23 protein-coding genes are annotated in these 25,476 nt (G+C 57.3%); 10 read left to right on the top strand and 13 right to left on the bottom strand.

The window, feature by feature from the left end:
• Window positions 1–16: 16 nt before the first annotated feature.
• From I5L79_RS07105 to I5L79_RS07085, 5 genes are all read right to left on the bottom strand, one after another.
• Window positions 17–1,195: an acetyl-CoA C-acyltransferase gene (locus tag I5L79_RS07105; RefSeq protein WP_196954330.1), complete on the bottom strand. Its 1,179-nt coding sequence runs from the start codon at window positions 1,193–1,195 to the stop codon at window positions 17–19.
• Window positions 1,196–1,254: 59 nt separating this feature from the next.
• The gene (locus I5L79_RS07100; RefSeq protein WP_196954329.1) at window positions 1,255–1,605 is read right to left on the bottom strand and encodes a four helix bundle protein; all 351 of its coding nucleotides are present in this window, start codon (window positions 1,603–1,605) and stop codon (window positions 1,255–1,257) included.
• Between the two features lie 39 nt (window positions 1,606–1,644).
• Window positions 1,645–4,053, bottom strand: a complete 2,409-nt coding sequence (locus I5L79_RS07095) for a 3-hydroxyacyl-CoA dehydrogenase/enoyl-CoA hydratase family protein (RefSeq protein ID WP_196954328.1) — start codon at window positions 4,051–4,053, stop codon at window positions 1,645–1,647.
• A 167-nt stretch (window positions 4,054–4,220) separates the two neighbouring features.
• The gene (locus tag I5L79_RS07090; RefSeq protein WP_196954327.1) at window positions 4,221–4,700 is read right to left on the bottom strand and encodes a MarR family winged helix-turn-helix transcriptional regulator; all 480 of its coding nucleotides are present in this window, start codon (window positions 4,698–4,700) and stop codon (window positions 4,221–4,223) included.
• 127 nt (window positions 4,701–4,827) lie between these two features.
• Window positions 4,828–6,609, bottom strand: coding sequence for an AMP-dependent synthetase/ligase (locus I5L79_RS07085; protein WP_196954326.1), 1,782 nt, complete (start codon window positions 6,607–6,609; stop codon window positions 4,828–4,830).
• 207 nt (window positions 6,610–6,816) lie between these two features.
• Here I5L79_RS07085 and I5L79_RS07080 point away from each other — a divergent pair, with 207 nt between their 5' ends.
• From I5L79_RS07080 to I5L79_RS07065, 4 genes are all read left to right on the top strand, one after another.
• The gene (locus tag I5L79_RS07080; RefSeq protein WP_196954325.1) at window positions 6,817–7,965 is read left to right on the top strand and encodes a formimidoylglutamase; all 1,149 of its coding nucleotides are present in this window, start codon (window positions 6,817–6,819) and stop codon (window positions 7,963–7,965) included.
• Window positions 7,966–8,117: 152 nt separating this feature from the next.
• Window positions 8,118–8,369 carry a cytochrome b5 domain-containing protein gene (locus tag I5L79_RS07075; RefSeq protein ID WP_231402944.1) on the top strand — a complete coding sequence of 84 codons (252 nt, stop codon included), beginning with the start codon at window positions 8,118–8,120 and terminating at the stop codon, window positions 8,367–8,369.
• A 229-nt stretch (window positions 8,370–8,598) separates the two neighbouring features.
• A complete protein-coding gene (murQ, locus tag I5L79_RS07070; protein WP_196954323.1) occupies window positions 8,599–9,396 on the top strand; it encodes an N-acetylmuramic acid 6-phosphate etherase in 798 nt (265 codons plus the stop codon).
• 460 nt (window positions 9,397–9,856) lie between these two features.
• On the top strand, window positions 9,857–10,495 hold the full coding sequence (locus I5L79_RS07065; RefSeq protein ID WP_196954322.1) for a hypothetical protein: 639 nt from the start codon (window positions 9,857–9,859) through the stop codon (window positions 10,493–10,495).
• Window positions 10,496–10,921: 426 nt separating this feature from the next.
• Here the strand turns inward: I5L79_RS07065 and I5L79_RS07060 are convergent, their stop codons facing one another.
• Window positions 10,922–11,641: a hypothetical protein gene (locus tag I5L79_RS07060; RefSeq protein WP_196954321.1), complete on the bottom strand. Its 720-nt coding sequence runs from the start codon at window positions 11,639–11,641 to the stop codon at window positions 10,922–10,924.
• Window positions 11,642–12,158: 517 nt separating this feature from the next.
• Between I5L79_RS07060 and I5L79_RS07055 the strand changes: the two genes are divergently transcribed.
• Window positions 12,159–12,725 (top strand): hypothetical protein, encoded by a 567-nt coding sequence (locus I5L79_RS07055; protein ID WP_196954320.1) that lies wholly within the window; start codon window positions 12,159–12,161, stop codon window positions 12,723–12,725.
• Window positions 12,726–12,943: 218 nt separating this feature from the next.
• On the opposite strand, the gene I5L79_RS07050 is transcribed toward I5L79_RS07055, so the two are convergent.
• From I5L79_RS07050 to era, 3 genes are all read right to left on the bottom strand, one after another.
• On the bottom strand, window positions 12,944–13,183 hold the full coding sequence (locus tag I5L79_RS07050) for a hypothetical protein (protein WP_196954319.1): 240 nt from the start codon (window positions 13,181–13,183) through the stop codon (window positions 12,944–12,946).
• A 120-nt stretch (window positions 13,184–13,303) separates the two neighbouring features.
• On the bottom strand, window positions 13,304–14,626 hold the full coding sequence (gene der, locus I5L79_RS07045; RefSeq protein ID WP_196954318.1) for a ribosome biogenesis GTPase Der: 1,323 nt from the start codon (window positions 14,624–14,626) through the stop codon (window positions 13,304–13,306).
• A gap of 166 nt (window positions 14,627–14,792) precedes the next feature.
• Window positions 14,793–15,689 (bottom strand): GTPase Era, encoded by an 897-nt coding sequence (era, locus tag I5L79_RS07040; protein WP_196954317.1) that lies wholly within the window; start codon window positions 15,687–15,689, stop codon window positions 14,793–14,795.
• Between the two features lie 211 nt (window positions 15,690–15,900).
• Between era and hemH the strand changes: the two genes are divergently transcribed.
• The gene (gene hemH / locus I5L79_RS07035) at window positions 15,901–16,941 is read left to right on the top strand and encodes a ferrochelatase (RefSeq protein ID WP_196954316.1); all 1,041 of its coding nucleotides are present in this window, start codon (window positions 15,901–15,903) and stop codon (window positions 16,939–16,941) included.
• A 78-nt stretch (window positions 16,942–17,019) separates the two neighbouring features.
• Here the strand turns inward: hemH and I5L79_RS07030 are convergent, their stop codons facing one another.
• Together I5L79_RS07030 and I5L79_RS07025 are read right to left on the bottom strand one after the other, a co-directional pair.
• The gene (locus I5L79_RS07030; RefSeq protein ID WP_196954315.1) at window positions 17,020–17,502 is read right to left on the bottom strand and encodes a PRC-barrel domain-containing protein; all 483 of its coding nucleotides are present in this window, start codon (window positions 17,500–17,502) and stop codon (window positions 17,020–17,022) included.
• Window positions 17,503–17,535: 33 nt separating this feature from the next.
• Window positions 17,536–18,189: a hypothetical protein gene (locus I5L79_RS07025; RefSeq protein WP_196954314.1), complete on the bottom strand. Its 654-nt coding sequence runs from the start codon at window positions 18,187–18,189 to the stop codon at window positions 17,536–17,538.
• A 218-nt stretch (window positions 18,190–18,407) separates the two neighbouring features.
• Between I5L79_RS07025 and I5L79_RS07020 the strand changes: the two genes are divergently transcribed.
• Both I5L79_RS07020 and I5L79_RS07015 read left to right on the top strand, forming a co-directional pair.
• The gene (locus tag I5L79_RS07020; RefSeq protein ID WP_196954313.1) at window positions 18,408–19,397 is read left to right on the top strand and encodes a DUF2157 domain-containing protein; all 990 of its coding nucleotides are present in this window, start codon (window positions 18,408–18,410) and stop codon (window positions 19,395–19,397) included.
• Window positions 19,394–20,593, top strand: a complete 1,200-nt coding sequence (locus I5L79_RS07015) for a hypothetical protein (RefSeq protein ID WP_196954312.1) — start codon at window positions 19,394–19,396, stop codon at window positions 20,591–20,593. The genes I5L79_RS07020 and I5L79_RS07015 overlap by 4 nt, the downstream gene beginning before the upstream one ends.
• A 58-nt stretch (window positions 20,594–20,651) precedes the next feature.
• Here the strand turns inward: I5L79_RS07015 and I5L79_RS07010 are convergent, their stop codons facing one another.
• Both I5L79_RS07010 and glmM read right to left on the bottom strand, forming a co-directional pair.
• A complete protein-coding gene (locus tag I5L79_RS07010) occupies window positions 20,652–21,800 on the bottom strand; it encodes a cysteine desulfurase family protein (protein ID WP_196954311.1) in 1,149 nt (382 codons plus the stop codon).
• A 132-nt stretch (window positions 21,801–21,932) separates the two neighbouring features.
• Window positions 21,933–23,321, bottom strand: a complete 1,389-nt coding sequence (gene glmM, locus I5L79_RS07005; RefSeq protein WP_196954310.1) for a phosphoglucosamine mutase — start codon at window positions 23,319–23,321, stop codon at window positions 21,933–21,935.
• A 166-nt stretch (window positions 23,322–23,487) separates the two neighbouring features.
• Here glmM and mazG point away from each other — a divergent pair, with 166 nt between their 5' ends.
• A complete protein-coding gene (mazG, locus tag I5L79_RS07000) occupies window positions 23,488–24,315 on the top strand; it encodes a nucleoside triphosphate pyrophosphohydrolase (RefSeq protein ID WP_196954309.1) in 828 nt (275 codons plus the stop codon).
• Window positions 24,316–24,568: 253 nt separating this feature from the next.
• Entirely contained in the window at window positions 24,569–25,441 is an 873-nt protein-coding gene (locus tag I5L79_RS06995; protein ID WP_231402890.1) for a MotA/TolQ/ExbB proton channel family protein, read from the top strand.
• Window positions 25,442–25,476 lie beyond the last annotated feature (35 nt).

The following is a 25,476-nucleotide window of genomic DNA, read 5'->3' as shown; positions in this document are numbered from 1 at the left end:
TTTTTGGGAAAATGGTTTATTTGAGCAACTCGTAGATGCCTGCTACGCCCTGACCACCACCTACGCAGGCGGTTACCATGCCGTACTTCTGGCCGCGGGCACGTAGCTCGTGGAACAGCTGAATGCTGAGCTTAGCGCCGGAGCAACCCAGCGGGTGACCAAGGGCAATAGCTCCGCCGTTCACATTGAGCTTGCTTTCATCTATGCCCAGTTCACGCACTACCGCAATGGACTGAGAAGCAAAAGCCTCGTTCAACTCAAACAAGTCGATATCGTCGAGCTTCATGCCAGCCTGCTTTAATGCCTTCGGCACGGCTTTGATGGGGCCCATACCCATGATGCGCGGATCGATGCCCTCGGTGGCGTAGGTTACCATGCGAGCAATGGGCTCCAGGTTCAGCTCCTTCACCATGCGCTCCGACATAACGATGACGAAAGCCGCACCATCGGAAGTCTGGGACGAGTTGCCGGCCGTTACGGAGCCATTGGCAGCAAATACCGGCTTCAGACGGGCCAGCGCTTCTACCGAAGTATCGGCGCGGGGTCCTTCGTCAGTGTCCACTACGAAGGAGCGGGTTTTCTTTTTGCCAGTAGCTTGGTCGAGGTAAGTTTCCTCTACCGTTACGGGCACAATCTGCTCCTTGAACTTGCCTTCCTGAATGGCTTTAATAGCCTTCTGGTGAGAGTTGTAGGCAAACTGGTCCTGGTCTTCGCGGCTGATTTTGTAGTCCTGGGCTACGGCTTCGGCGGTTAGGCCCATGCCGAGGTAGTAGTCGGGGTGCTGCTGGGCCAGCTTGTAATTGGGCACGGTTTTCCAGCCTACGGTGGGCACTAGGCTCATGCTCTCGGTGCCACCGGCCACGATGCAGTCGGCCATACCGGCGGCAATTTTACCGGCAGCCATAGCAATGGTTTCCACACCCGAGCCGCAGTAGCGGTTCACGATGAGGCCCGAGACGTTCATGGGCAGGGCCAGCAGCGAAATCAGGCGGCCCATCTGCAGGCCCTGCTCTGCTTCCGGTACGGCGTTGCCCACAATCACGTCGTCGATGCGGGTGGGGTCGAGGGCTGGCACCGAGGCTACCAAGTGCTTGATGACGTCGGCGGCGAGGTCATCGGGGCGGGTGAAGCGGAAGCCGCCGCGGTTGGCTTTGCCAACGGCCGTGCGGTAACCAGCTACGATATATGCATTCATTTCTTTAGTACTGAGTAGTGAGACGTGAGTAGTTAGATGCTGTCCTGCTCCAGCAGATTTTAAGTCAGTGACTTCTGTAGGCCAAACAGCATTTTCTGCAATTCTGTGAGTTGCGAGGAAATGGTATTAAGATTTTCTTCTGAAACATAACCGAAGGAAGCAGCTAGCAAGAATTGGGTTTCCAGTTCGTAAGCTGAGCCATTTGCTATGGCCAGAAACTGCCGGAATTCCGGCTTGGAATTTCGGCCTGCACCCTCCGCAATGTTGGAAGGCAAAGACACAGCAGCCCGCCGCATTTGCGAAACCAGACCGTACCGTTCGTTATCCGGAAATCCGGCGCAAAGCTGATATGTGAGCTTGGTTATGCTCATCGCCTTCTGCCAAACCTTCAGCTCCTTATACTGATGCACAGCCAGAAAATCTCAATACTCAATACCAACTACTCACTACTAATTACGAAGCGGTTTGCCGGTGGTCAGAATCGACTGGATGCGCTCCAGCGTTTTCCGCTCACCGGTCAGCGAGAGGAAAGCCTCACGCTCCAGGTCCAGCAGGTATTGCTCCGACACTTCGGTGGGGCTGCTCAGGTCGCCGCCGCACATGATGTAGGCCAGCTTGTTGGCAATCTTCACGTCGTGGTCGGAGATGTAGCGGCCTTCCTTCATGGCGTGTACGCCCGTCATGAACATGCCAAGGGCGCCTTTGCCGTGTACTTTGATATTGGTTTTCTGTACGGGCATGGTGTAGCCGTCTTCAGCCAGCTCAATGGCCGCAGCTTTAGCCTGGGCCAGCACGCGGTTGGAGTTCACCACCACTTCGTCGCCGCGGCGCAGGAAGCCCAGGTCGAAAGCTTCGTGGGCCGAGGTAGACACCTTCGCCATGGAAATCGTCATGAAGGTGTTGCGGAGCAGGTTATACTCCGGCTCACCTTCCTCGTACTTGGCGGCCGTGCGCAGGGTCATTTCCTTGGAGCCACCGCCGCCCGGAATCAGGCCCACGCCGAATTCCACGAGGCCCATATAGGTTTCCGCGGCTGCTACTACCCGGTCGCAGTGCAGGTTCAACTCGCAGCCGCCGCCTAGGGCTAGGCCGTGTGGGGCGCCTACCACCGGAATGCTGCTGTAGCGCATGCGCATCATAGCCTGCTGGAACTGAGCAATCATCAGGTTCAGCTCGTCGTACTCCTGATCCAGCGCGAACATGTACACGAGGCCCAGGTTGGCGCCGGCCGAGAAGTTAGGCGCATCGTTGCCGACTACTAGACCGCGGAAGTCCTTTTCGGCCAGTTCCACGCCTTTCAGCAGACCCTGAATTACGTCGGAGCCCAGCGCGTTCATCTTTGAGTGGAACTCCACATTCAGAATTCCGTCGCCCATATCGAGCACCGAGGCCCCGGCGTTTTTCCACAGCACTTTGCCTGTAGCGCGCAGGTTATCCAGAATGATAAAGTTCTCGACGCCCGGAATAGCCTTGTAGCTCTTCGAATCAATGTCGTAGAACTGCTTTACGCCCTGCTCGCTCACCTTATAGAAGGCAGCGTTGCCGGCGGCCAGCATTTCCTCTACCCAGGGAGCAACAGTCTTGCCTTCAGCCTGTGCTAACTCCAGTCCTTTCTGTACGCCCAGGGCGTCCCAGGTTTCAAAGGGGCCCATGTCCCAGCCGAAGCCGGCGCGCAGGGCGTCGTCAATCTTATAGAGTGAGTCGGTGATTTCCGGAATCCGGTTGCTCACGTAGGCAAACAGACCTGCGAAGGTCTTGCGGTAGAAGTCTCCAGCTTTGTCTTTACCAGCAGCCAGCACCTTGAAGCGGTCTGCCAGTTTCTCAATCGGCTTGGTGGCTTCCAGCGTGGCAAACTTCACCTTGGCGCTGGGCTTGTATTCCAGCGTGTTCAGATCCAGAGCCTGAATTTCGGACTTGCCGCCGGCTCCCTTCACTTTCTTGTAGAAGCCCTGGGCGGTTTTGTCGCCCAGCCACTTGTTCTCGGCCATCTTTTTGATGAAGTCCGGCAGCTGGAATACCGCTTTAGCTTCATCATTCGGCAGGTTTTGGGCGAGGCCGTTGGCTACGTTGATCATCGTATCCAGGCCCACCACGTCGGAAGTACGAAAGGTAGCCGATTTGGCGTGGCCAATAACCGGACCGGTGAGTTTATCTACTTCCTCCACCGTGAGGCCGAGCTGGCTCATCACCTGCACCACGTCCATGATGGCGAAAACGCCCACGCGGTTGGCAATGAAAGCGGGCGTGTCTTTGGCCAGCACGGTGGTTTTGCCCAGGTACAGGTCGCCGTAGTGCATCAGGAAATCTACCACCGACTGGTCCGTGTCCGGGGTCGGAATGATTTCGAGCAGCTTCAGGTAGCGCGGCGGGTTGAAGAAGTGGGTGCCGCAGAAATACTTTTTAAAGTCGTCGGAGCGGCCCTCCGTCATCATATGAATCGGGATGCCGCTGGTGTTCGAGGTGATGAGCGTGCCGGGCTTGCGGAACTGCTCCACGCGCTCAAACAGGCTCTTTTTGATATCGAGGCGCTCCACTACTACCTCAATCGTCCAGTCGCAGCCGGCAATGTCCTTGAGGTTGTCGTCGAAGTTGCCGGTTTTGATGCGCGCGGCATCGGCCTTGCGGTACAGCGGTGAGGGGTTAGCCGCTACGGCCGCCTGCAACGAGCTGTTGACAATGCGGTTTTTCACCGCCGGGTTGTCCAGCTTCAGACCTTTGGCTTCTTCGGCGGGCAGCAGTTCCTTGGGGGCAATGTCGAGCAGCAGCACCTGCACCCCGATGTTGGCGAAGTGGCACGCAATGCGCGAGCCCATCACCCCGGAGCCTAATACAGCTACTTTTTTGATGGTACGATTCATTCTTGGAGAGGAATGAGGTGGGTGAGAAATGAGTTAGTTGGTTGTCGGTCGACAGCTTCGGCGGCTGTCAGCTTTCAGTTGAACTATTCGTCATGCCTACTTTATAGAAGCATGGAGGCACTGCAAAGGTTTGCGGGCAGCTTGTAGCCACCCCGAAACTGACGCTGCTAGGCGGCGGAAGATTCGGAGCGCAGGGGCTTTAGCGTGAAGTCGTCGTAGAGGGTTTTGCTTTCAATCATGCCGGTAATCTGCCCGACAACTTTGAAGAACACATTCAACTCATTCTGCGGGATTTTCTCGCGCACCTTTAGGTTGAAGTGGCGCACCGTCTGGCGGGAAATTTCCTTGCCGCGCAGGCCTTCTTCGGTCAGAAAAATGCGCACCGAGCGTTTGTCCTGGGCATCGGCCTGCTTGTAGATCAGTCCCTTTTCCTCCATGCTGCGCAGGATGCGCGTCAGGGAGCGGGTTTCGAGGCCCAGCAGCGGGGCTATTTTGGTGGCTGGCGTCCCATTTTCCTGGTCGATGTTCAGCAGCACGAAACCAATGCTGGTGGTAATGTCGTGCTTGGCCGCCTGCGTATTATACATGCGCGAAATGGCGTGCCAGGCAACTTTGATGTTATAATCGACAGTTTCTTCGGGGGTCATAGGATGGGATGGCAAGTCCGGTAAACATACGAAAATATGTTATGCTTGCATACTAACTTCCCCTAAAAAAGTTTTGACATAACTACCAGAGCGGCCCCGTAGCACTATCTACAGGGCCGCTCTGGGTTTAGCGCTGGCCGTTCTGGTTATACAGGCCTTCGATGATGTCCTTGTTGTTCTCGGTGATGACCTTGCGCTTCACTTTCATGGTGGGCGTCATCTCACCGGTTTCCACAGTCCAGAGCTGGGGAAGCAGGGCAATTTTCTTTACCTGCTCCCACTGGGCGAAGCCGCTGTTGTATTTCTGCACGAGGTCCTCATACATCTGCACTACCTTCTCGTTTTTCACCAAATCCTGGTTGGAGCAGTTGTAATCTACGCCGTTGCGCTTGCACCAGCCTTTGAGGTCATCAAAGGAGGGAATGACGAGGGCCGAGGGAAACTTCTGCCCGTCGCCGACGACCATAGCCTGCTCTACCAGCGGCGACTCTTTCAGCTTGCCTTCAATTACCTGCGGGGCAATGTACTTGCCGCCCGAGGTCTTGAACATTTCCTTTTTGCGGTCGGTGATTTTCAGGAACTTGCCGTCCACGATTTCGCCGATGTCGCCGGTGTGGAACCAGCCTTCCTCGTCGAATTCCTTGGCCGTCAGCTCGGGTTTGTTGTAGTAGCCTTTCATCACCGACTCCGACTTAGTGAGAATTTCACCGTCTTTGGCAATCTTCACTTCGGTGTTATTGATGATGGGGCCCACGGTGCCAATCATGTTGTTTTCGGGCTCGTAGCCGCCCACAGCAATTACCGGGGAAGTTTCCGTCAGGCCGTAGCCTTCCATCACCCGAATGCCGCCGGCCCAGAATACGCGGGCCAGACGCGGCTGCAGAGCACCGCCCCCACTCACGATGCAGCGGAGGTTGCCGCCCAAAGCCTCACGCCATTTGCTGAAAATAAGCTTGTTGGCAAGCTTCAGCTGGGTGTTGTACAGGAAGCCATTGTCCTTCTGGTTGTCGTATTTCAACCCTAGGTCCAGGGCCCAGAAGAACAGGCTTTTCTTCACGCCGGTTTGCTCGTGGCCCTTCGCTACAATCTTATCGTAGACCTTTTCCAGCAGACGGGGTACGGTCGTGAAGATTTCGGGCTTCACTTCGCGCAGGTTGTCGGCAATGGTTTCCATGCTCTCGGCGTAGTAGATGCTCACGCCGTTGATGAGGTAGAGGTGCGTGACCATCCGCTCGAAGATGTGGCAGAGCGGCAGAAAGCTCAGAGCTTTGTCGTCCTTGGTGACGGGCACGAAGGGCTGGGAGTTACGGCAGTTGCTGAGCAGGTTGTTGTGTGTGAGCATCACCCCTTTGGGCTGGCCGGTGGTACCCGAGGTGTAAATGAGCGTGAGCAGGTCGTCGGGCTGCACGGCGGCTTTCAGGGGCTCCAGATCGGCGGGGTTGCCTTTTTTGCCCAGCTCCAGCAGCTCGTCGAAGTGCCGGGCGCCTTCTATCTTATCGAAGGTGAAGACGTTTTCCGGGGGGATGTTCAGGCCCTGGGTAGCTTCGCGCACTTTGTCGAGCAGCTTCTTATCCGACACGAACACGGCCTTCACGCCGGCATCGGTGAAGATGTACTTGTAGTCCTCAACCGTGATGCTGGGGTACATGGGTACGCTGGTAGCGCCCAGCTGCGCGATGCCGAAGTCGGCGAACATCCACTCGGGGCGGTTCATGGAGATAATAGCCACCTTGTCGTCTTTGCCGATGCCCAAGCTGCGCAAACCCAGGCTGGTCTGATTGGCCTTTTCCACCACCGTATCGGTGCTGATGGGCACGTATTTGCCGTCGATTTTGGCGGCAAAGCAGTCGGGCTTATTGTACTTCTGCTGCAGGTGGGGCAGGATGTCGAAGGTACGGCGAATGTCCATGAAGAGAGAAAGGCACTGGTGGGAAGATGCAAAGACGCGGAACGACGGACCGGAGGGCGAAGAACTTCTGCCCAACACAAACCGCAGCTTAAATAACTACTTTTTTTGCCGGTTGTCCAGCTTATCCTGCAAGAATGCTCTACGCAGCAGCTAGGGCCGTGGCCGGGTTTTGCGTAGCTTTGTGGGAGTCCGCTCCGTCTGCGTCCGATGAATCTCGCTATCTTTTTTGATCCATTGCCCGAAGACCCGCTGGCTGCTGCGCCGGCTCCCACCACGCTGGGGGCCTACGCCTCGCGCTTTGTGGATACGTTTCCCGACTGGCGCACGGCCGATCTGGCCCTGATTGGGCTGGACGAGTGGCGAGGCAGCGCAGCCGGCCCTCCCGCTGCCCACGGGGCCAACGCGGTGCGGGAACGGTTTTACCAGCTGCAGAAAGGTACCGGCCCCATCCGGCTGGTAGATCTGGGCAACCTGCGGCCCGGCCTTACCCTGGAAGACACCTACCTGCGGCTGCGCGAGATTGTGGCGGCTCTGCTGGAAAACAAGACCATTCCGCTATTGCTGGGCGGCTCACAGGACCTCGACTACGGGCAGTTTCTGGCTTACGAAACCCTAGAGCGCCCCGTCAGCCACGTTACCATTGATGCCCGCGTGGACATGGCCGAGCACGATGGCGCCACGGCCGAAGACACGCATCTGCGCCGCATTCTGATGCACGAGCCGAACTTTCTGTTCTGCTTCAGCCAGATCGGGCACCAGCAGTACCTGGTGCCGCCGGGCGTGCTGGGCACCTTGGAAAAGCTGCACTTCGAAACGCTGCGCCTGGGCGAGGTACACACCGACGTGCGCCAGGCCGAGCCACTCATTCGGCAGGCCGATATGCTCAGCTTCGACCTCTCGGCCCTGCGCTGGCCCGATTTCCCTGGCTACTACCCGGCCAGCCCCTACGGCCTCACGGGCGAGGAAGCGTCGCAGCTATGCTGGTACGCCGGCCACAACGACCAGCTCAGTTCCTTTGGCCTCTACGGCTACCGCCCCTGCCGCGACGAGCATGGCCTGGCCGCGTTTGCCGCCGCTACCATGCTCTGGTACTTCATCGAAGGGTTCTACCACCGCCTAGGCGAAACCGACTTCCAGAGCCGCCGCTTTATGCGCTACGCTATTGGGCTGCCGGGCACGCCGGCCAAGCTGGTGTTCTACAAAGCCCGCCGCACCGAAAAGTGGTGGCTGGAAGTGGAAAGCATGGCCGACAGCTCCGTGAAGCGCATTGTGCCCTGCAGCTACCAGGACTACCTGCACGCCTCCCAGGGCGACCTGCCCAACCGCTGGATTCTTACCCAGGCCCTTTTAGGGTAAGTTGCTGGTTTATGGTTTTTAGTTTCTAGTTAATGTCTACGCCAAAGCCTGTTGCGCCTGATGATTCTTCTGCGGAAGCAGAAAAGCTTGCCACTACTGCAGACGCAGACGCCACTGGGGCAACTTCCTTGCCTTCGGCGGGCCTGCCTGAACTGGCAACCAGCAACCAGCAACTAGAAACCTATACCCGCGCCCAGCTTGCACTGCGCAACGGTCAGGACCGGGACGAAATCTGGGTGGCGTACCAGGGGCAGATTTACGACGTGACCCGCTCCCGCCTGTGGCGGCGCGGCAACCACTACGAGCACTGGGCCGGCCAGGACCTCACCGGGGAGCTGGATAAAGACGCCCCGCACACCGCGCACGTCTTCGACAACTTCAAGGTGATTGGCCGGTTGAAGTGAACATGCCCTGGCAAGAAAACGCTGTTATTGCGAGCTTAGCGAAGCAATCCGTCCTGGGCAAAACCAGGCACTTTCTTCTACCAGAAAGCCCCTGACGTTTGTGCGTATAGCAAGAGCTTGTCACATCTGAGGGCGTAGCACATTGTCCAGGACGGATTGCTTCGTCGTGCCTCCTCGCAATGACAGCGCTTCACCACTTCACCTTTCACCACTTCACCTTTCACCTCCCGTGACCACCGAAAGCCCTTCCAACTTCCACGACCTCGAAACCCTTTCTACCCGCGAGCTGCTGGCCGGCATCAACAGCGTCGACCAGACGGTGCCACAGGTGGTGGCCGGTGCTCTGCCGCAGATTGAGGCGCTGGTAGAAGCCACGGTGGCCCGGTTGCAGCGTGGGGGACGGTTGTTCTACATCGGGGCGGGCACGAGCGGGCGGCTAGGCATTCTGGATGCCTCGGAGTGTCCGCCTACGTTCGGGGTGCCGGCCGGCTTGGTAGTGGGCCTCATTGCCGGCGGCGACACCGCCATCCGCCAGGCCGTGGAAAACGCCGAGGACGACCCGCGGCAGGCCTGGCTGGACTTGCAGGCTCACCACATCACGGCCGATGATATGCTGGTGGGCATTGCCGCCTCGGGCCGCACGCCCTACGTCATTGGCGGCCTGGAGCAGGCCCGCCTCCGGGGCATTGCCACCGGCTGCATTGTGTGTAATCCTGCCTCCGCCGTGGCCGCCGTGGCCGACTTTCCCGTGGAAGTGGTAACCGGCCCCGAGTTTGTGACGGGCAGCACCCGCTTAAAGGCCGGCACCGCCCAGAAGCTGGTGCTCAACATGCTCACCACCGCCACTATGATTCGGCTGGGTCGGGTGAAGGGCAACAAGATGGTGGACATGCAGCTCTCCAACCACAAGCTCGTGGACCGGGGCGAAAAGATGATCATGGACGAGTTGGGCATCCCCCAGGCCGAAGCGGCGGCGCTTCTGCAGCAGCACGGCTCCGTGCGGGCCGCTATTGAGGCCGGGCAGTAGGCTTTCGTAATGCCATGTACAAGGTGCGCTTTCTAGCTATCCGGGCCGATTATTTTGGTATAACTCTGCTTGCAGTGCATGTAGCTGTGGTTGTGTTTCTGTGGACCCTGGATGCAGACGACCCGCTAATGGGTATTGCCGATTGGGGTTTTATGTTGCTGCCGTTTAGTGCTTTGCTGCTTGGTCTATCGGCATGTTATTTTCGGGCCAGACATTGGGTGAGCGGAGTAAGCACGCTGCTTTTAAGTGCATGTAGCCTACTTGTCTCGGGCGGCTCTATGTATATGTTAGTGCTTTAATTAAGTACCTTCGGGAAGCAGCCCATATCTGGCTTGCTTCCCGAAGGTTTTTCGTGTACTTAGCACCGCTTTACGAAACTGGTTGGTACATTAACCTTCGGGGATACAAATGTTGTAAGCATTTTCTGTATTCCCTCTAGCAAATACTTCATTTGGACACTGTGAGAAAATTTATTTTATCTATCCTCTTACTCGTTTCTATTAATACTTATTCTCAATCAACAAAAACGAAAGAAGCAGTCCTTATAGCCGATAGCATTTTAAAATCGCAAATTGGAGAAAGATTATTTCAATATTTTATCCTTTCTGAAGGCTCCTATTACAGTTACGAAGATAGACGTGAAAAACAATGGACTGGGAAATTTTTAGAAAAAAACCGACTTCCTAAGTCCTTCGTAACACTGCATTTTTTGTATCATTTCGATTACCCTAATGTAAAAGGTATAAGAGGTGGTCTTTGGTTAATAGTTGACAATAACTTCAAATTAATTGATACTTTAAATTTTGAATTCATTCCAAGATTTATTACTGAAGACAAGCCTTTGGATTTTATTTCTGTTGATTCAGCTTTGACAATCGCAAAATCAAATAGTAAGCCTAACATCTACAAAGTATCTATTCCAACTCTTGCTTACAACGAAAAGCTAAAACAGTATATCTATACTTCTTCACACGATTTGACTGTTGTGTTAAATAGTACAGGCAAAGACATTGGAGAATTTGAAATCATTAAAATAGACGCTAAGACAGGAAACCTCATAAATATCAGCAAAGGATATAAGGGAATTGTGATTAGATAAACTGCATACAACATTGGCATTGCCAACAGTGGGGCGGGACATTGGATCAATCAGCAGCGGTACTTCTGCTGTGCTGTGGTTCGGGGCTTGACGAGCAAAGCCCATCTTTTATTCTTAATATTTAACTTTATCAAAACGCCAGCCAGTGGTTCCGGACGGACGAATATAAAATCCTCACTATCGGCAATACCTGCTCGAGATATAGTTTCTATATGTAGCAGGTTCACAAATGCTGTAGCGGCTATGTAGAGACGCATACTTGCGTCTCATAGTTGAACGGTACGAGGCGCGTACGATGAGACGCAAGTTGCGTCTCTACACCGCTCAGAAAACTGCTTTGTATTCGTCGCGGAGTGGTTTGCGACGAGTATATACAGAAAACGGGCACCCAGTTGGGTGCCCGTTGCTCTTTCAAGCCATTCTCCGCTACCCCTCGCTCTCCCCTTCCTCCGGCTCCTGGCGCTGCTGGCGGACGCGCTTGAGGAGCTGGCGGAGGGTGTAGCTTTTGAGTTTGGCCTTGTCGGTGCCCCGGTAAAGGCTTTTGCCGTCCTGCATCAGCTCCCGCATGAGGGCGTAGAGTTGGTTGAGCACCGTGATGTTGGCGGCCGTGATGCGCTGGTTGCTGGTTTGGGTGGCGTCCTGGGCGGCGCTGTCGGCCATGAGGGCGGTGTGCAGCTGGCGGATCTTGGTGGTTTCGGCGGCGGTGTGGCCCTTGGCGGCCAGGGCGGTGGCATTGTCGGTGAGGTTCTGGAGCAGGTCTTTGAGGGCGGTATCCAGGTTTTCCAGGTCGTTGCTGGCGTAGGCGGCGCGCACTTCCTTCAAGCCGAGCTTCTTCAGGGGCACGGTGAGGCCGGTGACGCGGCGGGCGCGGGCTTCGAGGCGGTTGAGCAGCGCGGGCAGGGCCTCGCCCTTCTCTTTCAGGCGCTGGCCGATGGCGGCAGCCTGCCCCTGCCGCACCAGCTGGCTCACGAGCTTGCCTGCGGCAGCCAGGCGCCGGTCGTACTCGGTCAGGAAAGCGTCGGTGTATTCATCAGGTAACAGGTCCACGAAGTCGGCTTTGTCGCGGGTGTACTGCTCGCGCAGCAGCTTGGCCAGGGGTACCAGCTCTTCGTGGCGAAAAGTAAATTCAGCGGGGTTTGCAGGCATACTATCAGACAGTTAAGGTGAATACCGCCGGTAAACTACCAGAATTTTCAGATTATCAAAATGTCCTTTGCGGCGCAGCCGTTTCCTGCTCCGCCTCCGGTTTGGAAGCTACGGCAACGCCTGCTGCCACAGTAGTAAAGCCTGCCAGAATAACGGCGAAGCCTGCTAAGACGACAGCGAAGCTTGCGAGAGTGACAGCGAAGCTTGCGAGAGTGACAGCGAAGCTTGCGAGAGTGACAGCGAAGCTTGCTGCAACGGTAGCGAAGCCTGCTGGAACGGTAGCGAAGCTTACAGGACGACAGCGAAGCTGGCTAGTATGCTAGCGAAGGTTGCTAGGACGACAGCGAAGTTTACTACATGACAGCGAAGGCTACGACACCACTTGGCTTACCCTAAGCATTGCCCCGCCCAACCTGCCGGCTCCGGTAGCCGCCACGCCAGAATCCGCGTATGCCTACGGGAGCTTTTTCCGCCCCGAGTTGTTGCATCTGTCCCTACCACCACACCCGCCTCTGCCGTGCATACCATTGAGCCGCACTACGCCTGGATTGACCAGTACTCCGCTACCGAAGACCCCCGCTCCCCGCTGTTCGAGGCCGAAAACAGCCTGGAAACCTTTACCAATACCATCTACGGCTACTACATTCACCCCCAGTGGGACAGCCTCGAATCGGAGACGCTGTACCTGAAAATCCTGTTTGTGGATTACGACCTGGGCACGGCCGTCATCGAGTTTATCGGGGAATGGAACGACGCCATCGAAAACGACATCATGCACCTCAAGCGCAACATCATTGATTTGATGACGCATGAGGGCATCCGCAAATTCGTGCTCATCGGCGAAAACGTGTTCAACTTCCATGGCTCCGACGACTCGTACTACGAGGAGTGGTTTGAGGACGTGGAGGACGGCTGGATTGCGGGTGTCAACTTCCAGGAGCACGTGGTGCGCGAAATGCACCAGTTCAACATCGACAACTACGTGAACTTTGGCGGCCAGCTCGACGAGCTGCCCTGGCGCACGTATGCCCCGCGCAAACTCTTCGAGGTGGTGGATGGGTTGCTGCGCCGCCGGTTGGGGTAGGACCGATTGGCCTCACCCCCCGGCCCCCTCTCCCGTGGAGAGGAGGAGCCTCACGATTTCGTTCTGACGTTGCGGGGCTGCTTCGCTCGCGCTACGCAGCCCCGCCGTGGTTTGCTCCGGCGGCTGGGCCGGCGCCCGGCTTTGAGGATTTACCGCAACAAAAAAAGGCCACCTCTTTGCAGAGGCGGCCTTTTTTGTGCGCCGAGAGGCGCAGCAAACTACTTAGCGTCGGTTGCGTCAGCAGCGTTTTCCATAGCGTCAGCCTTGGCTTCGCCAGCGGCTTCTACAGTGTCAGCAGCGGCATCCGAAGCACCGGCATCTTCCATAGCATCAGCCTTGGCTTCAGCATTTTCTTCTACCTGCTCAGCAGCAGCTTCCTGGTTGTTTTCGGTTTTGCTGTCGCAAGAAGCGAAGGTGAACGAAGCAGCAGCCAGGGCGAGGAACAGAACCTTTTTCATTGTGGGGGTTGGGTAAAATGGATGTCGAAAGAAACGTAGCGGCACCGGCGTTCCACCGGAAGTTTTGGTGAGCTACGGGGCTTTATACCCTCCCCCCCGGAAGGTAACCCGACAGTACGATTATTTTTTTCGGAACACGATACCGATGGGCACGCCCGTAAAGTCGAAATGCTCGCGGAGGCGGTTTTCGAGGTAGCGGGCGTAGCTTTCCTTCACGTACTGCGGCAGGTTGCAGAAAAAGGCAAACACCGGATTGTGCGTGGGCAGCTGGGTGGCGTACTTGATGCGCACCAGCTTGCCCTTCTGGATAGGCGGCGGGTACTTCTCGATTTCCTTCAGCATCACCTCGTTCAGCTCCGAAGTCGGGATTTTGCGGCGCTTGCTCTCGTACACCTGCACGGCGGTTTCGATGGCCTTGTGCACGCGCTGCTTGTTGAGCACCGACACGAAAATGATGGGCGGGTAGCTAATAGGCGCAATCTTCTCGCGGATCTTTTCCTCGAACTCCTTGGCCGTATTGGTTTCCTTGTTTTCGATCAGGTCCCACTTGTTCACCAGAATCACGATGCCCTTGCGGTTCTTATCGGCCAGGCCGATGATGTTCATGTCCTGGGCCTCAATACCGCGGGTGGCGTCGAGCATCACGATACACACATCCGACTCTTCCAGCGCCCGCAGGGAGCGTAGCACGGAGTAGAATTCGATGTCTTCGTGCACCTTGGTTTTGCGGCGCAGTCCGGCCGTATCTACCAAGATAAACTCCTGCCCGAAGGCATTGTAGCGGGCCTGGATAGAGTCGCGGGTGGTGCCGGCAATATCCGTCACGATGCTGCGCTCGGTACCCAGCAGCAGGTTCACGAATGAGGATTTGCCCACGTTGGGGCGGCCCACAATAGCAATTTTGGGCACGCCGGCGTCGGGCTCTTCAATACCTTCTTCGGGGAAGTGGCTCACCACGGCATCAAGCAGGTCGCCGGTGCCGGAACCGCTCTGGGAGCTGATGGGGAAAATTTCCCCGTCGCCGATGCCGAGGGCGTAGAACTCGCCGGCAGCATGGGCACGCACGTTGGTATCAGCCTTGTTGGCTACCAGGTACATGGGCTTTTTGCCCTGGTAGCGGCGCAGCACGTTGGCAAACTCTTCGTCGAGGTGGTGCAGGCCGGAGTCTACATCCACCATAAACAGCACTACATCGGCTTCTTCAATGGCCAGCTTTACCTGCTTGTTGATTTCGCCCTCGAAGATGTCTTCGGAGTTGTGCACGTAGCCGCCCGTGTCAATCACGGTGAAGTATTTGCCGGTCCAGTCACCGTAGCCGTAGTGCCGGTCGCGCGTCACACCCGACTCGTTGTCCATAATAGCTTTGCGCTGGCCCACCAGGCGGTTGAACAGCGTGGACTTACCCACATTCGGGCGGCCCACAATGGCAATGGTATTTTTCATGTTGTCTGACTCCAGCCGCCGGCCCGACCAGTTTCGGCAGTGCCCGGAGTAGTTAAGTGAGTGTGAGGTCGGGGGTTGTTTTAGTAGTGAGTAGTTGGTATTGAGTAGTGAGACTCTTGAATATCAATAAAGACCTGTCTCATTACTCAATACCAACTACTCACTACTACTGGTAGCCGAACCGGCTCAAGGCTTTGGGGTCGGTGCGCCAGTTTTCGTTGACTTTGACATGGATTTCCAGGAACACTTTTTTCTGGAAAAACTTCTCCATTTCCTCTCGCGCCCAGGTGCCTACTTTTTTGAGGGCCGCGCCTTGCTGGCCGATGATGATGCCTTTCTGGCTGGGGCGCTCCACGTAAATGATGGAGCGCATGCGGATGATGTCGTCGTCTTCCTTGAACTCTTCGATGGCCACCTCGCAACTGTAGGGCACCTCTTTCTTGTAGAGTTTGAAGATTTTCTCCCGAATCATTTCGGCCGCGAAGAAGCGCTCCGGCTTGTCGGTCAGCTCGTCTTTGGGGTAGTACGGCGGGTGCACAGGCAGCTTTTCGAGCACAAGGTCCAGCAGTTCGCCGGTCCCGAACTTCTCCAGGGCCGAAATGGGCAGTACCCGCGCCGCGTTGGGCAGGTGCTCCTGCCAGTAGGCTACTTTCTCCTCCACGCTGGCCTGGTCGGCCTGGTCGATTTTGTTTACCAGCAGTAGTATGGGCGTGTCCACCATTTTGCGCAGGCGCTCTACTACCGGCTCCTCGTCGTGCTTTTCGTAGATATCCGTCACGAACAGAATTACGTCGGCATCTTCCAAGGAGGAGTACACAAACGACATCATGGCGTTGTGCAGCTCGTATTTGGGCTGGATAATGCCGGGCGTATCGGAGTATACCAGCTGAAAGTCGTCGCCGTTGAGGATGCCCAGAATGCGGTGGCGCGTGGTCTGGGCTTTGCTGGTTACGATGCTGAGCCGCTCGCCCATGAGGGCGTTCATCAGCGTCGACTTGCCCACGTTGGGCTTGCCGATAATGCTCACAAAGCCAGCGCGGTGCGGTTTAGGTTCGGTATTCACTTCAGTGTCTGAAAATTGGCCTGCAAAGGTACGGTTATTCTGAGCGGTTAGCTGTCGGCAGTTAGATATTAGCTTTTTTTGCAGCTGAAACAGAGCCAAACAGCTTTCTTTTTGGTTTAACGCACAGTTCTCCCTCAGACGCCCGCGCCTGGCGGCCGCCTTCCTTGCGAAAGGCCGGCGGCTACAGGCTAACTGCTAACCGTTGCATATAATGCCCTCATCCGCTTCTAAAGGCCGCATCGGCGTACTCCTCGTGAACCTGGGCACGCCCGACTCGCCCCGCACCCCGGACGTACGCCGCTACCTCAACGAATTCCTGACCGATGCCCGGGTGATTGACATGCCGGCCGCCATCCGCTACCCGCTGTTCCGGGGGCTGGTGGTGCCTTTGCGGGCGCCCAAATCGGCCAAGATCTACCAGCTGCTCTGGACGGACCGCGGCTCTCCCCTGCTCTACCATGGCCTCGATCTGCAAAAGCTGGTGCAGGAGCAGCTGGGCAAAGACTACCTCGTGGCCTTCGGGATGCGCTACCAGAACCCCAGCATCGAAAGTGCCCTGGAAGAGTTGCGCGACGCGGCTGTAGAGCGGATTATCGTGCTGCCGCTGTTTCCGCAGTACGCGGCGGCCAGCACGGGCTCGGTGCAGGAAAAGGTGATGGACATTGTGAAAGACTGGTGGATTGTGCCCAGCATCTCGTTCATCAGCAACTTCGTGGAGGAGCCGGGCTTCATCGAAACCTTTGCCACGCTGGGCAAGGCCGAAATGGAAAAGCACGCCTACGACCACATCGTTTTCAGCTACCACGGCATCCCAGAGCGGCACGTGCTGAAGGGCAGCCACAAAGGCTACTGCAAGCTGGGCAGCTGCTGCGCCAGCTACAACAAAAACAACCGTTACTGCTACCGGGCGCAGTGCTTTGAAACGTCGCGGCAACTGGGCAAAGCGTTGGGACTAACTCCGGAACAGTACACTACTACCTTCCAGAGCCGCCTGCAAAGCCGCCTGCGTGACCCGTGGCTGCAGCCCTACACCGACGAGGTGCTCAAGGAACTGCCCAGCAAGGGTATCCACAACGTACTGGCCTTCTCCCCGGCTTTCGTGGCCGACTGCCTGGAAACGACTATTGAGGTAGGTGAAGAATTCAAGGAAATGTTTGAGCAGGCCGGCGGCAAGCACTGGCAGCTGGTGCCTTCGCTCAACTCGCACCCACAATGGGTAGACGCCGTGGCCGATATGATTCGGCGGAATTAGCGTCTTCTTCACTGTAAAGCACGCAGGCCCGCCTCCAGTAATCTGGAAGCGGGCCTGCGTGTTTCAGCTGGCAAGCACTTATCTCAGCCGACGGCGCTGGTAGAACTGGCTGTCGTCGTAGCCGGGCTGGTTGTAAAAACTCTGTTCTCCCTCGGGCAGCTGCAGATTTAGGGCACGCAGCATGGCTTGCTCATACTCGCGGGTAATCTGGATTTCGGCGTAGGGTGGGTAGTCCAGCACCGACTGGGCCGTGAGCGAGGGCACAAACACGTTGTCGCCATCCTCATCCAGTGCAGCCACGCCAATAGGCAGCAGAATGTGCCGGTCCCGCTCGTTGATGTGCAAAGTCTCGTCCAGCTCCACATCCAGGTAGCGGACTTTCAGGGCCTCGGCATCCACAATCAGCTCGTACACCTGGCCAAATTGGCGGCCATCGGCCCCGCGCACGGCCCAGCCGCGTACGTCGGGGTTGCCATCGGCTACTTCAAACTCCGTCAGGTCGCGCAGACGGCGCAGGTGCATACCCTGGGCAGAGGGAATCGGGTCGGTAACGGGTTCCATGGGCAAAACTATCGAAGGGAATACGGCGGCCGCTTAGCGCGCCGGGGGTTGATTGAGAGCCTGCACTACGCGGGCCGCGTGGGTCAAGTAGGCCTTCAGTGCCTGCTGGTCCTGGGGCGTGACAGCCCGACCGGTCAGCGCATCGGCCTCAGTCGTCAGCTGGTTGACTTCTGCCTCCAACTCAGGATAAGCTTTCTGCTGCATAGCCTGCATGAGGGCCGTGGCAGCTACGTAGCCGGGCCGCAGACTGGCGCCGGCCTCATCAAGCCGGCTGGTAGCGCTGGTCAGATCGTCGCGGCGGGTGCTGATGGCCGGGTCGCGCAGGTCGCCCCGGTCGGCAAGGCTGCTGAGTACGGCACTCAACTGCTGCAGGCCGCGGCGGCCGTAGTCGGGCGTGGCGGCATCGGCCGCAGCAAAGGAGGCCAACTCTTCCGGGGTAGCCGCAGCTTCCGTGGGGGTGCTCATATCGGCCACAGCCGCATTGTTGTCGGGACGGGGGCCAGTTTCGGCGCCGGTAGTGCTGTCGGGGGCCGGGTTGGCAGCGGTAGCGGCTGGGGGTGGCGTGGTGGAGTTGGTATCGTGCCTCAGCAGAAAGTAAGCGGCGGCCGCCACCACGGCCAGCACCAGCAGAATCAGCAGCCAGGGACTGGGAGAAGACTTCTTGCGTTGAATATTGATGTCGGCCATAGCAGGGAGAGCAGGGTTTTGGGCTGTCCATACGCATTATAGGAGAAATACGATACGTCCCTTTTCGACGAAGCTTACCCTGACAGCACTGGCAGGAGCTTACATCCGGCGAAGCGCGCTACGAAACTCCCTTCGCCTTTATGGCTATTATCCGGTTCCTCATCTAAGAAGTGCTATGTTTAAGCCCGAAGCTTTCGTGAGCCGGCTTACTACTTTGCATGATACCAGAGCAACTTCTGACTGACTTACAGAATGCCGAGCTGCTACCAGCGGCCCAGGCTGCGGCTATCCGAGAAGATGAGCGGACGCGTCCTTTTTCCCTGCACTATGAGCTGCGCGCCGGGCTGTACCTGGGCATTACCCTGCTCACCGGTGGGCTGGGTGTACTGCTGTATCAGCATCTAAGCGAAATCGGGCACGGGGTCATTATCGGGAGCATGGTGCTGCTGATGGCCGCCAGCTTTGGGTACGCGGCCCGCCACCGGCAGCCCTTCACTTGGGGGCAAACCCGGCCCGTTAGCTTCGTGCCGGACTATATCCTGCTGCTGGGCTGCCTGCTGTTTCTGGCCCTGGAAACGTATCTGCAGGTGCAGTACAACTTCTTCGGGAGCCGCTACGGGCTGGTTACCATTCTCCCGGCCGCGCTGTTCCTGGCCCTGGCGTATAGCTTCGACCACCGGGGCGTGCTGGCTATGAGCCTTACGGCGCTGGCGTCCTGGGTGGGCGTGAGCATTGCTCCGCTTTCGGCCTTCACCGAGAATAGCTTTCTGTCTTCGCGGCTGGGAGGGGCGGCGGTGCTGCTCGGGCTGCTGCTGGCCGGCGTGGGGTTCTATTCCGATTTTGCGGATCGGAAGCGGCACTTTGCCTTCACCTATATTTCCTTGGGAGCCAACCTGGCCCTGCTGGCTGCTACTGTTTCCCTGTTTGATTTTTACCTGTCCAGCTTCTTACCCAATGCGGTGCTGGTGCTGCTTATTCTGGCGCTGAGCGCCGGCCTGGTGTGGTATGCCCGGCTCCGTCATTCCTACCTTTTCCTGCTGATGGGCGCCGTGTATGGCTATATCACCGTCACCTACCTGTTTTTCCATTTGCTTGATTTCAACGACGGGGAAGCTGCTATTATGCTGGGCTTGTTCTATTTCATGGGTTCGGCGGTGGCCGTTATTCTTTTCTTCGTCAACGCCAAGAAATTTCTTCGCCTAGCATGAGCCTGAAAGCCTACAACCCTGCCTGGGCTTACCAGGAAGCCATGCAACAAGCCGCCGCCCGCTGGCACCGTCGCGGCTTGCTTACCGCGGAGCAGCACCAGGCTATCCGGGCGCGCTACCCGCTGGAATTTTACCGGCCCGGGCTGTTTCTGCGCATCGGACTGTTTCTGTTCACCTGCATAGGCGTTGCCGGGGCCGCGGGTTTTCTGGCGCTGATCCTCTCCGACGTCGTGTCCTCTTCCTTCCTGAAAGTGCTGGCCTTCCTGTGTGCCGCCGGGAGCCTGGCTGTGCTGGAAATGAGCATCCGGGGTTCCCGTATTTACCACGCCGGAGCCGACAACGCGCTCCTGTATTGCTGCCTGGGGTGGGTTACTGTTCTTTTCACCGGTGTAGTCTACGACGTAATTCCCGTAGCCAGCCGGCACTACGAATCCCTGGGCAACCCGTATCTGCAGTTGGCACTGGGGCCGCTATTCGTCGTTTTTCTCGTAGCCACCATTCGCTACGCCGATAGGCTGGTGGCCGCCGCCACCTACCTGCTGCTGCTGTTGCTGGTCGTCAATGCCGCGCTGCAGGTGCCGTATGGACAGGCGCTGCTGCCATTTGTGCTCATGCTGGTGGCAGTGGGAGCTTATTGGCTCGTGCGCCAGCTGCATAAGCGCCCTGATTACCTGTACTATCGGTCTTGTCTGACGCTGCTGGAGGTTTTGGTGCTGCTCACGTTTTATGCGGCCGGCAACTATTACGTGGTGCGGGAAGCCAATGCTATGCTCAGCGGTGCCTTCACCTCAACGCAAATTCCGTTGGCCCCGGTCTTTTATGCTCTGACGGCAGGTATCCCGCTGTATTATATTGTAACCGGCTTGCGGCGCCCCAGCCGGATCTGGCTGCTGACGGGGTTACTGACGGCGGTCTGCTCGGTGGCTACGTTGCGGTACTACCGGTCACTGCTGCCACCCGAAATAGCCGCCGTACTGGCCGGTGTGGTGTTGCTGGCCGTAGCTGCCTGGGCTGCACGCTACCTCCGGCCGGAGCGGCATGGGCTCACGTCCCTGCCGGATGATGAGCAGCCGCCTCACTTCAATCTGGAGTCATTGGTGGTGGCCCAAACGGCCGTTGTGCCGCAGGCGCCTCAGCCGGGCTTCGAGTTTGGCGGGGGCCAGTTCGGCGGTGGCGGGGCTGAGAGCACCTATTAGCTGCCATAAGTTCGAATAAGCCAAAGCCTGAACAGGGCCACCATCTACTACTGACTGACTAAATGCTTAGCGGCTCTTTCCGATACATGCGCGCCAGCTGCGCCACGGCGTAATCCACTTCCTCTGCCGTGTTGTACTTGCTCATGGAAAAGCGGATAGTGCCCCGGTCGGGGTCGGCGTTGAGGGCATTGAGCACGTGCGAGCCGGCATTGGCGCCGCTGGTACACGCCGAGCCGCCCGACACCGACACCTTGTTGATATCCAGATTGAAGAGCAGCATCTCGTTCATCTCCGAGGGCGGCAAGCTCACGCTCAGCACCGTGTACAGGCTGTGAGCCGCATCGGCCGAGGTGCCGTTGAACTCCACGCCATCCACTTCAGCGCGCAGCTTCTCGATAAACCGGTCTTTCAGACCCTGAATGTGGCTTTGGTGCGCGGCCATGTCGCGGTAAGCAATTTCCAGCGCCTTGGCCAGGCCGATAATACCATACACATTCTCGGTGCCGGCGCGCTGGTTGCGTTCCTGCGAGCCGCCATGAATAAGGGCATCGACCAGCAGGCCCGAGCGGCGGTACAGGAAGCCTACGCCTTTCGGCCCATGAAACTTGTGGGCCGAGCCTACCAGGAAATGCGCCTTCAACTGCTGCACATCGTGGCGGTAGTGGCCCATCGTCTGCACCGTATCGGTATGAAATACCGCATTGTGCCGGGCACAGATGTCGCCGATAGCGGCAATGTCGTTGAGGTTGCCAATTTCGTTGTTGGCGTGCATCAAACTCACATACGTGCGTGGGTGCGAGGCCAGCAGTTCTTCCAGGTGCTCCAGATCGAGGCGGCCCTGCGCGTCGTGGCGCAGGTAGCTCAGCTTCAGGTCACCGCACTTTTCCAGCGCCTGCATGGTGTGCAGCACGGCGTGGTGCTCCAGCTTGGAAGTAATGCCGTGCTTGAGGCCCAGGGTACGCACACTGCCAAAGGCGGCATAATTATCGGCCTCCGTGCCGCAGGAGGTGAATACGATTTCAGCCGGCGCAGCATTGATGAGGTGCGCAATGGTCTTACGGGCATTTTCGATGGCGGCGCGCACCTGTCGGCCGTGGCCATGAATACTGCTGGGGTTGCCGAAGTGGTTTTGCAGGAAGGGCAGCATAGCATCCAGCACTTCGGGGTCCAGCGGCGTGGTGGCGGCGTTATCGAAATACACGTTCATGAGCAGGGCAACAGCTTATTCAACAGAGACTGAAAGTCTGACGCCACAAAAATACAGGATTCCGACCGGGTAGCCGAAATCCTGTACGTTTATAGCCCCTTCGCAAAGGCCAGCACTTACTGAAACAAGAAGTTATTTGCTGATAATCTCCTTGATGTCGCCGATGATTTTGTTGGCCAGATAGTCAGCCGTGGCGTTGGAGGTCGACTCGGCGTAGATGCGGATGATAGGCTCGGTGTTGGATTTGCGCAGGTGCACCCACTCCTTGTCAAACTCGATTTTCACGCCATCAATCGTGTTGATAGGCTGCTTGGCGTAGCGCGCCTGCATCTGCACCAGTACCTCGTCGGTATTGATTTCCGGGGTCAGCTCAATCTTGTTTTTCGAGATGAAGTAGTTTGGGTACGAGGCACGAAGCTGCGTCATGGTCAGGCCGGTTTTAGCCAGATGGCTTAGGAACAGGGCAATGCCCACCAGGGAGTCGCGGCCGTAGTGCAGCTCGGGGTAGATGATACCGCCGTTGCCTTCCCCACCGATAACGGCGTTGGTTTCCTTCATCTTGTTTACCACATTCACCTCGCCCACGGCGGCGGCGGCGTACTGGCCGCCGTGCTTTTCCGTCACGTCGCGCAGGGCGCGGGTACTGCTGAGGTTGCTCACGGTGTTGCCACCGCCATTCTGCTGCAGCACATAGTCGGCCACGGCCACCAACGTGTACTCCTCCCCGAACATGGAGCCATCCTCATTCACCAGGGCCAGGCGGTCCACGTCCGGGTCCACCACAATACCGAGGTCGAAGGAGCCTTTTTCCAGCACCCGGGCAATATCGCGCAGGTTCTCGGGCAGCGGCTCGGGGTTGTGGGCAAAGTCGCCGGTAGGCTCACAGAACAGCTTTTCGATGATTTCCACGCCCAACTGCTCCAGCAGCATCGGCACGGCAAAGCCCCCCGAAGAATTCACCGCATCCACTACCACCCGGAAGTTTTTGGCTTTAACAGCGGCTTTGTCTACCAAGGGCAGCGCCAGAATAGCGTTGATGTGCTCCTGCAGGAAGGTGTCGTCGGTAGAGTACTGGCCCAGCTTGGTGACGGGCGCAAAGTCAAACGACTCGGAGTCGCCCAGAGCCAGTACCTGCTGGCCGTCTTTGTCGGAAATAAACTCCCCTTTCTGATTCAGCAGCTTCAGGGCATTCCACTGCTTGGGGTTGTGCGAGGCTGTGAGGATGATGCCACCGCCCGCTTTTTTGGCCGGCACGGCCATTTCCACGGTAGGCGTGGTGCTCAAACCCAGGTCGATAACATCAATGCCCAGCCCCTGCAGGGTGGCCGACACCAGGCGACTGACCATTTCGCCCGAGATGCGCGCGTCGCGGCCAATCACGATGGTGTTGTTCTGGGTGGTGTTCAGCACCCAGGTACCGAAGGCAGCGGCATACTTTACTATATCAATCGGCGTGAGGCCGTCGCCGGCCGCGCCCCCAATGGTTCCCCGGATGCCCGAAATAGATTTGATCAGTGCCACAGTGCCAGTAAAAAGTGAAGCGTTGAAAAGTCAACTAAATGCGGGGCAAAAGTAGGCAACTACCCCGGGTTTCGCTACGCCACCCCACCAACCAGCCGGGGCGTGTACTTCCCCGCTATTTGATGTCGATACAGCAGAAGCCGGCGGCCGTTGTATATTTGAACTAATGGAATACTCCCCTGCTGCCCGCCGCCCCGCCCAATTGGAGGCTTTTAGCCGCCTGCTCGATGTGCTGGACCGCCTTCGTGCCGAGTGCCCCTGGGACCGAAAGCAAACCCTGGAAAGCCTGCGCCACCTTACCATTGAGGAAACCTACGAGCTCAGCGACGCCATCATCCGCGGCAACCTGCCCGACCTGCAAAAAGAGCTGGGCGACGTGATGCTGCACCTGACTTTTTACGCCAAGATTGCCAGCGAGCAGGGTGCTTTCGACATTGCCGACGTGCTGAACGCGCAGTGCGAAAAGCTCATTTTCCGCCATCCGCACATCTACGGCAATGTGCAGGCCGAGAGCGAGGAAGACGTAAAGCGCAACTGGGAACAGCTTAAACTCCAGGAAAAAGGCAACTCCTCGGTGCTTGGTGGCGTACCTGCCTCGTTGCCCGCGCTTATCAAAGCCATGCGAATTCAGGAAAAGGCGCGTGGTGCGGGGTTCGACTGGGAAAAGCCGGAGCAGGTGTGGGAAAAGGTGCAGGAAGAATTGCAGGAGTTTGGGAATGAGTTTGCCGATGCGGTGCCTTCCGAAGGCCGACAGGAGCGGGCCGCTGCCGAGTTTGGCGACTTATTATTCTCGCTTATCAATTTTGCCCGCCACGCCGGTATCAACCCCGAAGAAGCCCTGGAACGCACCAACAGGAAGTTTATTCACCGCTTTCAACATCTCGAAACTGCCTCTGCGCGCGACGGATACCAACTGCGGGACCTAACGCTGGCGCAGATGGACGTGTATTGGAACCAGGCCAAGCAGCTGCCGACTGCCGGCTCCCCGGAATAGCGTTTTTTTAAGACCTGCCCTGCATGAAAGCCTTTAAACGCATTTTGGATTTGGCAGCGCGCAGGGTTTTGTTTAGGTTTGCCAGAGAGAGTCTAACTTTCGGAACTGACCCCGCGCACGAGCAGACCCACTTGCTTGCCTTTAGTACGGCAATGGTGCGGGTGAGCGGGGCGTTTCCGTCTTAAAGCCTTTCGTCACAGTTTTCACTCACAACTTCATCTTTCACCAACCAACCTCCTAATTTTCCGGAACAATGGAACAAAAGAATGCCATGAACAAGAACGTGCGGCCTGCCGCTCCTGCTGCACCTAAGGGTGAAGCAAAAGGCGGTTCCGCGTTTGCCGCCATCGTGATTCCGCTGGCTTTTATTGTTAGCATCCTGATCTTCATCTTCGTGTTGGGCAATGGCGCTAACTTCCAGGGTGGTGACAACGCAAATGCTGCTCTGCCAGGCAACTACCTGGGCACCATCTACAAAGGGGGGGTTATCGTACCTATCCTGATGACGCTTTTCCTGCTGGTTATTACGTTCTCGATTGAGCGTTTCCTCACCATCAGCAAAGCCAAAGGCTCCAAGAGCATCGAAAGCTTCGTGCGCTCGATCCGCCAGAAGCTGAACGCCAACGACATCTCGGGTGCTATTGCCGTCTGCGACCAGCAGAAAGGCTCGGTAGCCGCCGTAGTTAAGTCGGGCCTGCTGAAGTACCAGGAAATGTCGCGCGAGCGTGGCCTCGACAAAGACCAGAAAATCCTGGCTATCCAGAAGGAAATCGAGGAATCGACGACGCTGGAGCTGCCTATGCTGGAAAAGAACCTTGTTATCCTCTCCACCATTGCTTCGGTATCGACGCTGGTAGGTCTGCTGGGTACGGTATTCGGTATGATCAAGGCCTTCTCGGCTCTGGCCCAGGCTGGTAACCCCGACGCCGTAGCCCTGGCTGAAGGTATTTCGGAAGCACTGATCAACACGGCTATCGGTATTGCCGGCTCGGCCATTGCCATCATTGCCTACAACTTCTTCACCAGCAAGATTGACGAGCTGACCTACAGCATCGACGAAGCCGGCTTCAGCATTATTCAGACCTTCGCGGCTCAGCACGGCGAAAAAGAAACTTACACAGCTTAAGTTGCGGTTACGCAATAAAGCCAGTGTACGTATCG

This window comes from Hymenobacter guriensis, assembly GCF_015773195.1.
Classification (GTDB): Bacteria; Bacteroidota; Bacteroidia; order Cytophagales; family Hymenobacteraceae; genus Hymenobacter; species Hymenobacter guriensis.
Note: the sequence above shows the minus strand (reverse complement) of the source record. Positions and strands in the feature narration are given on the sequence as shown.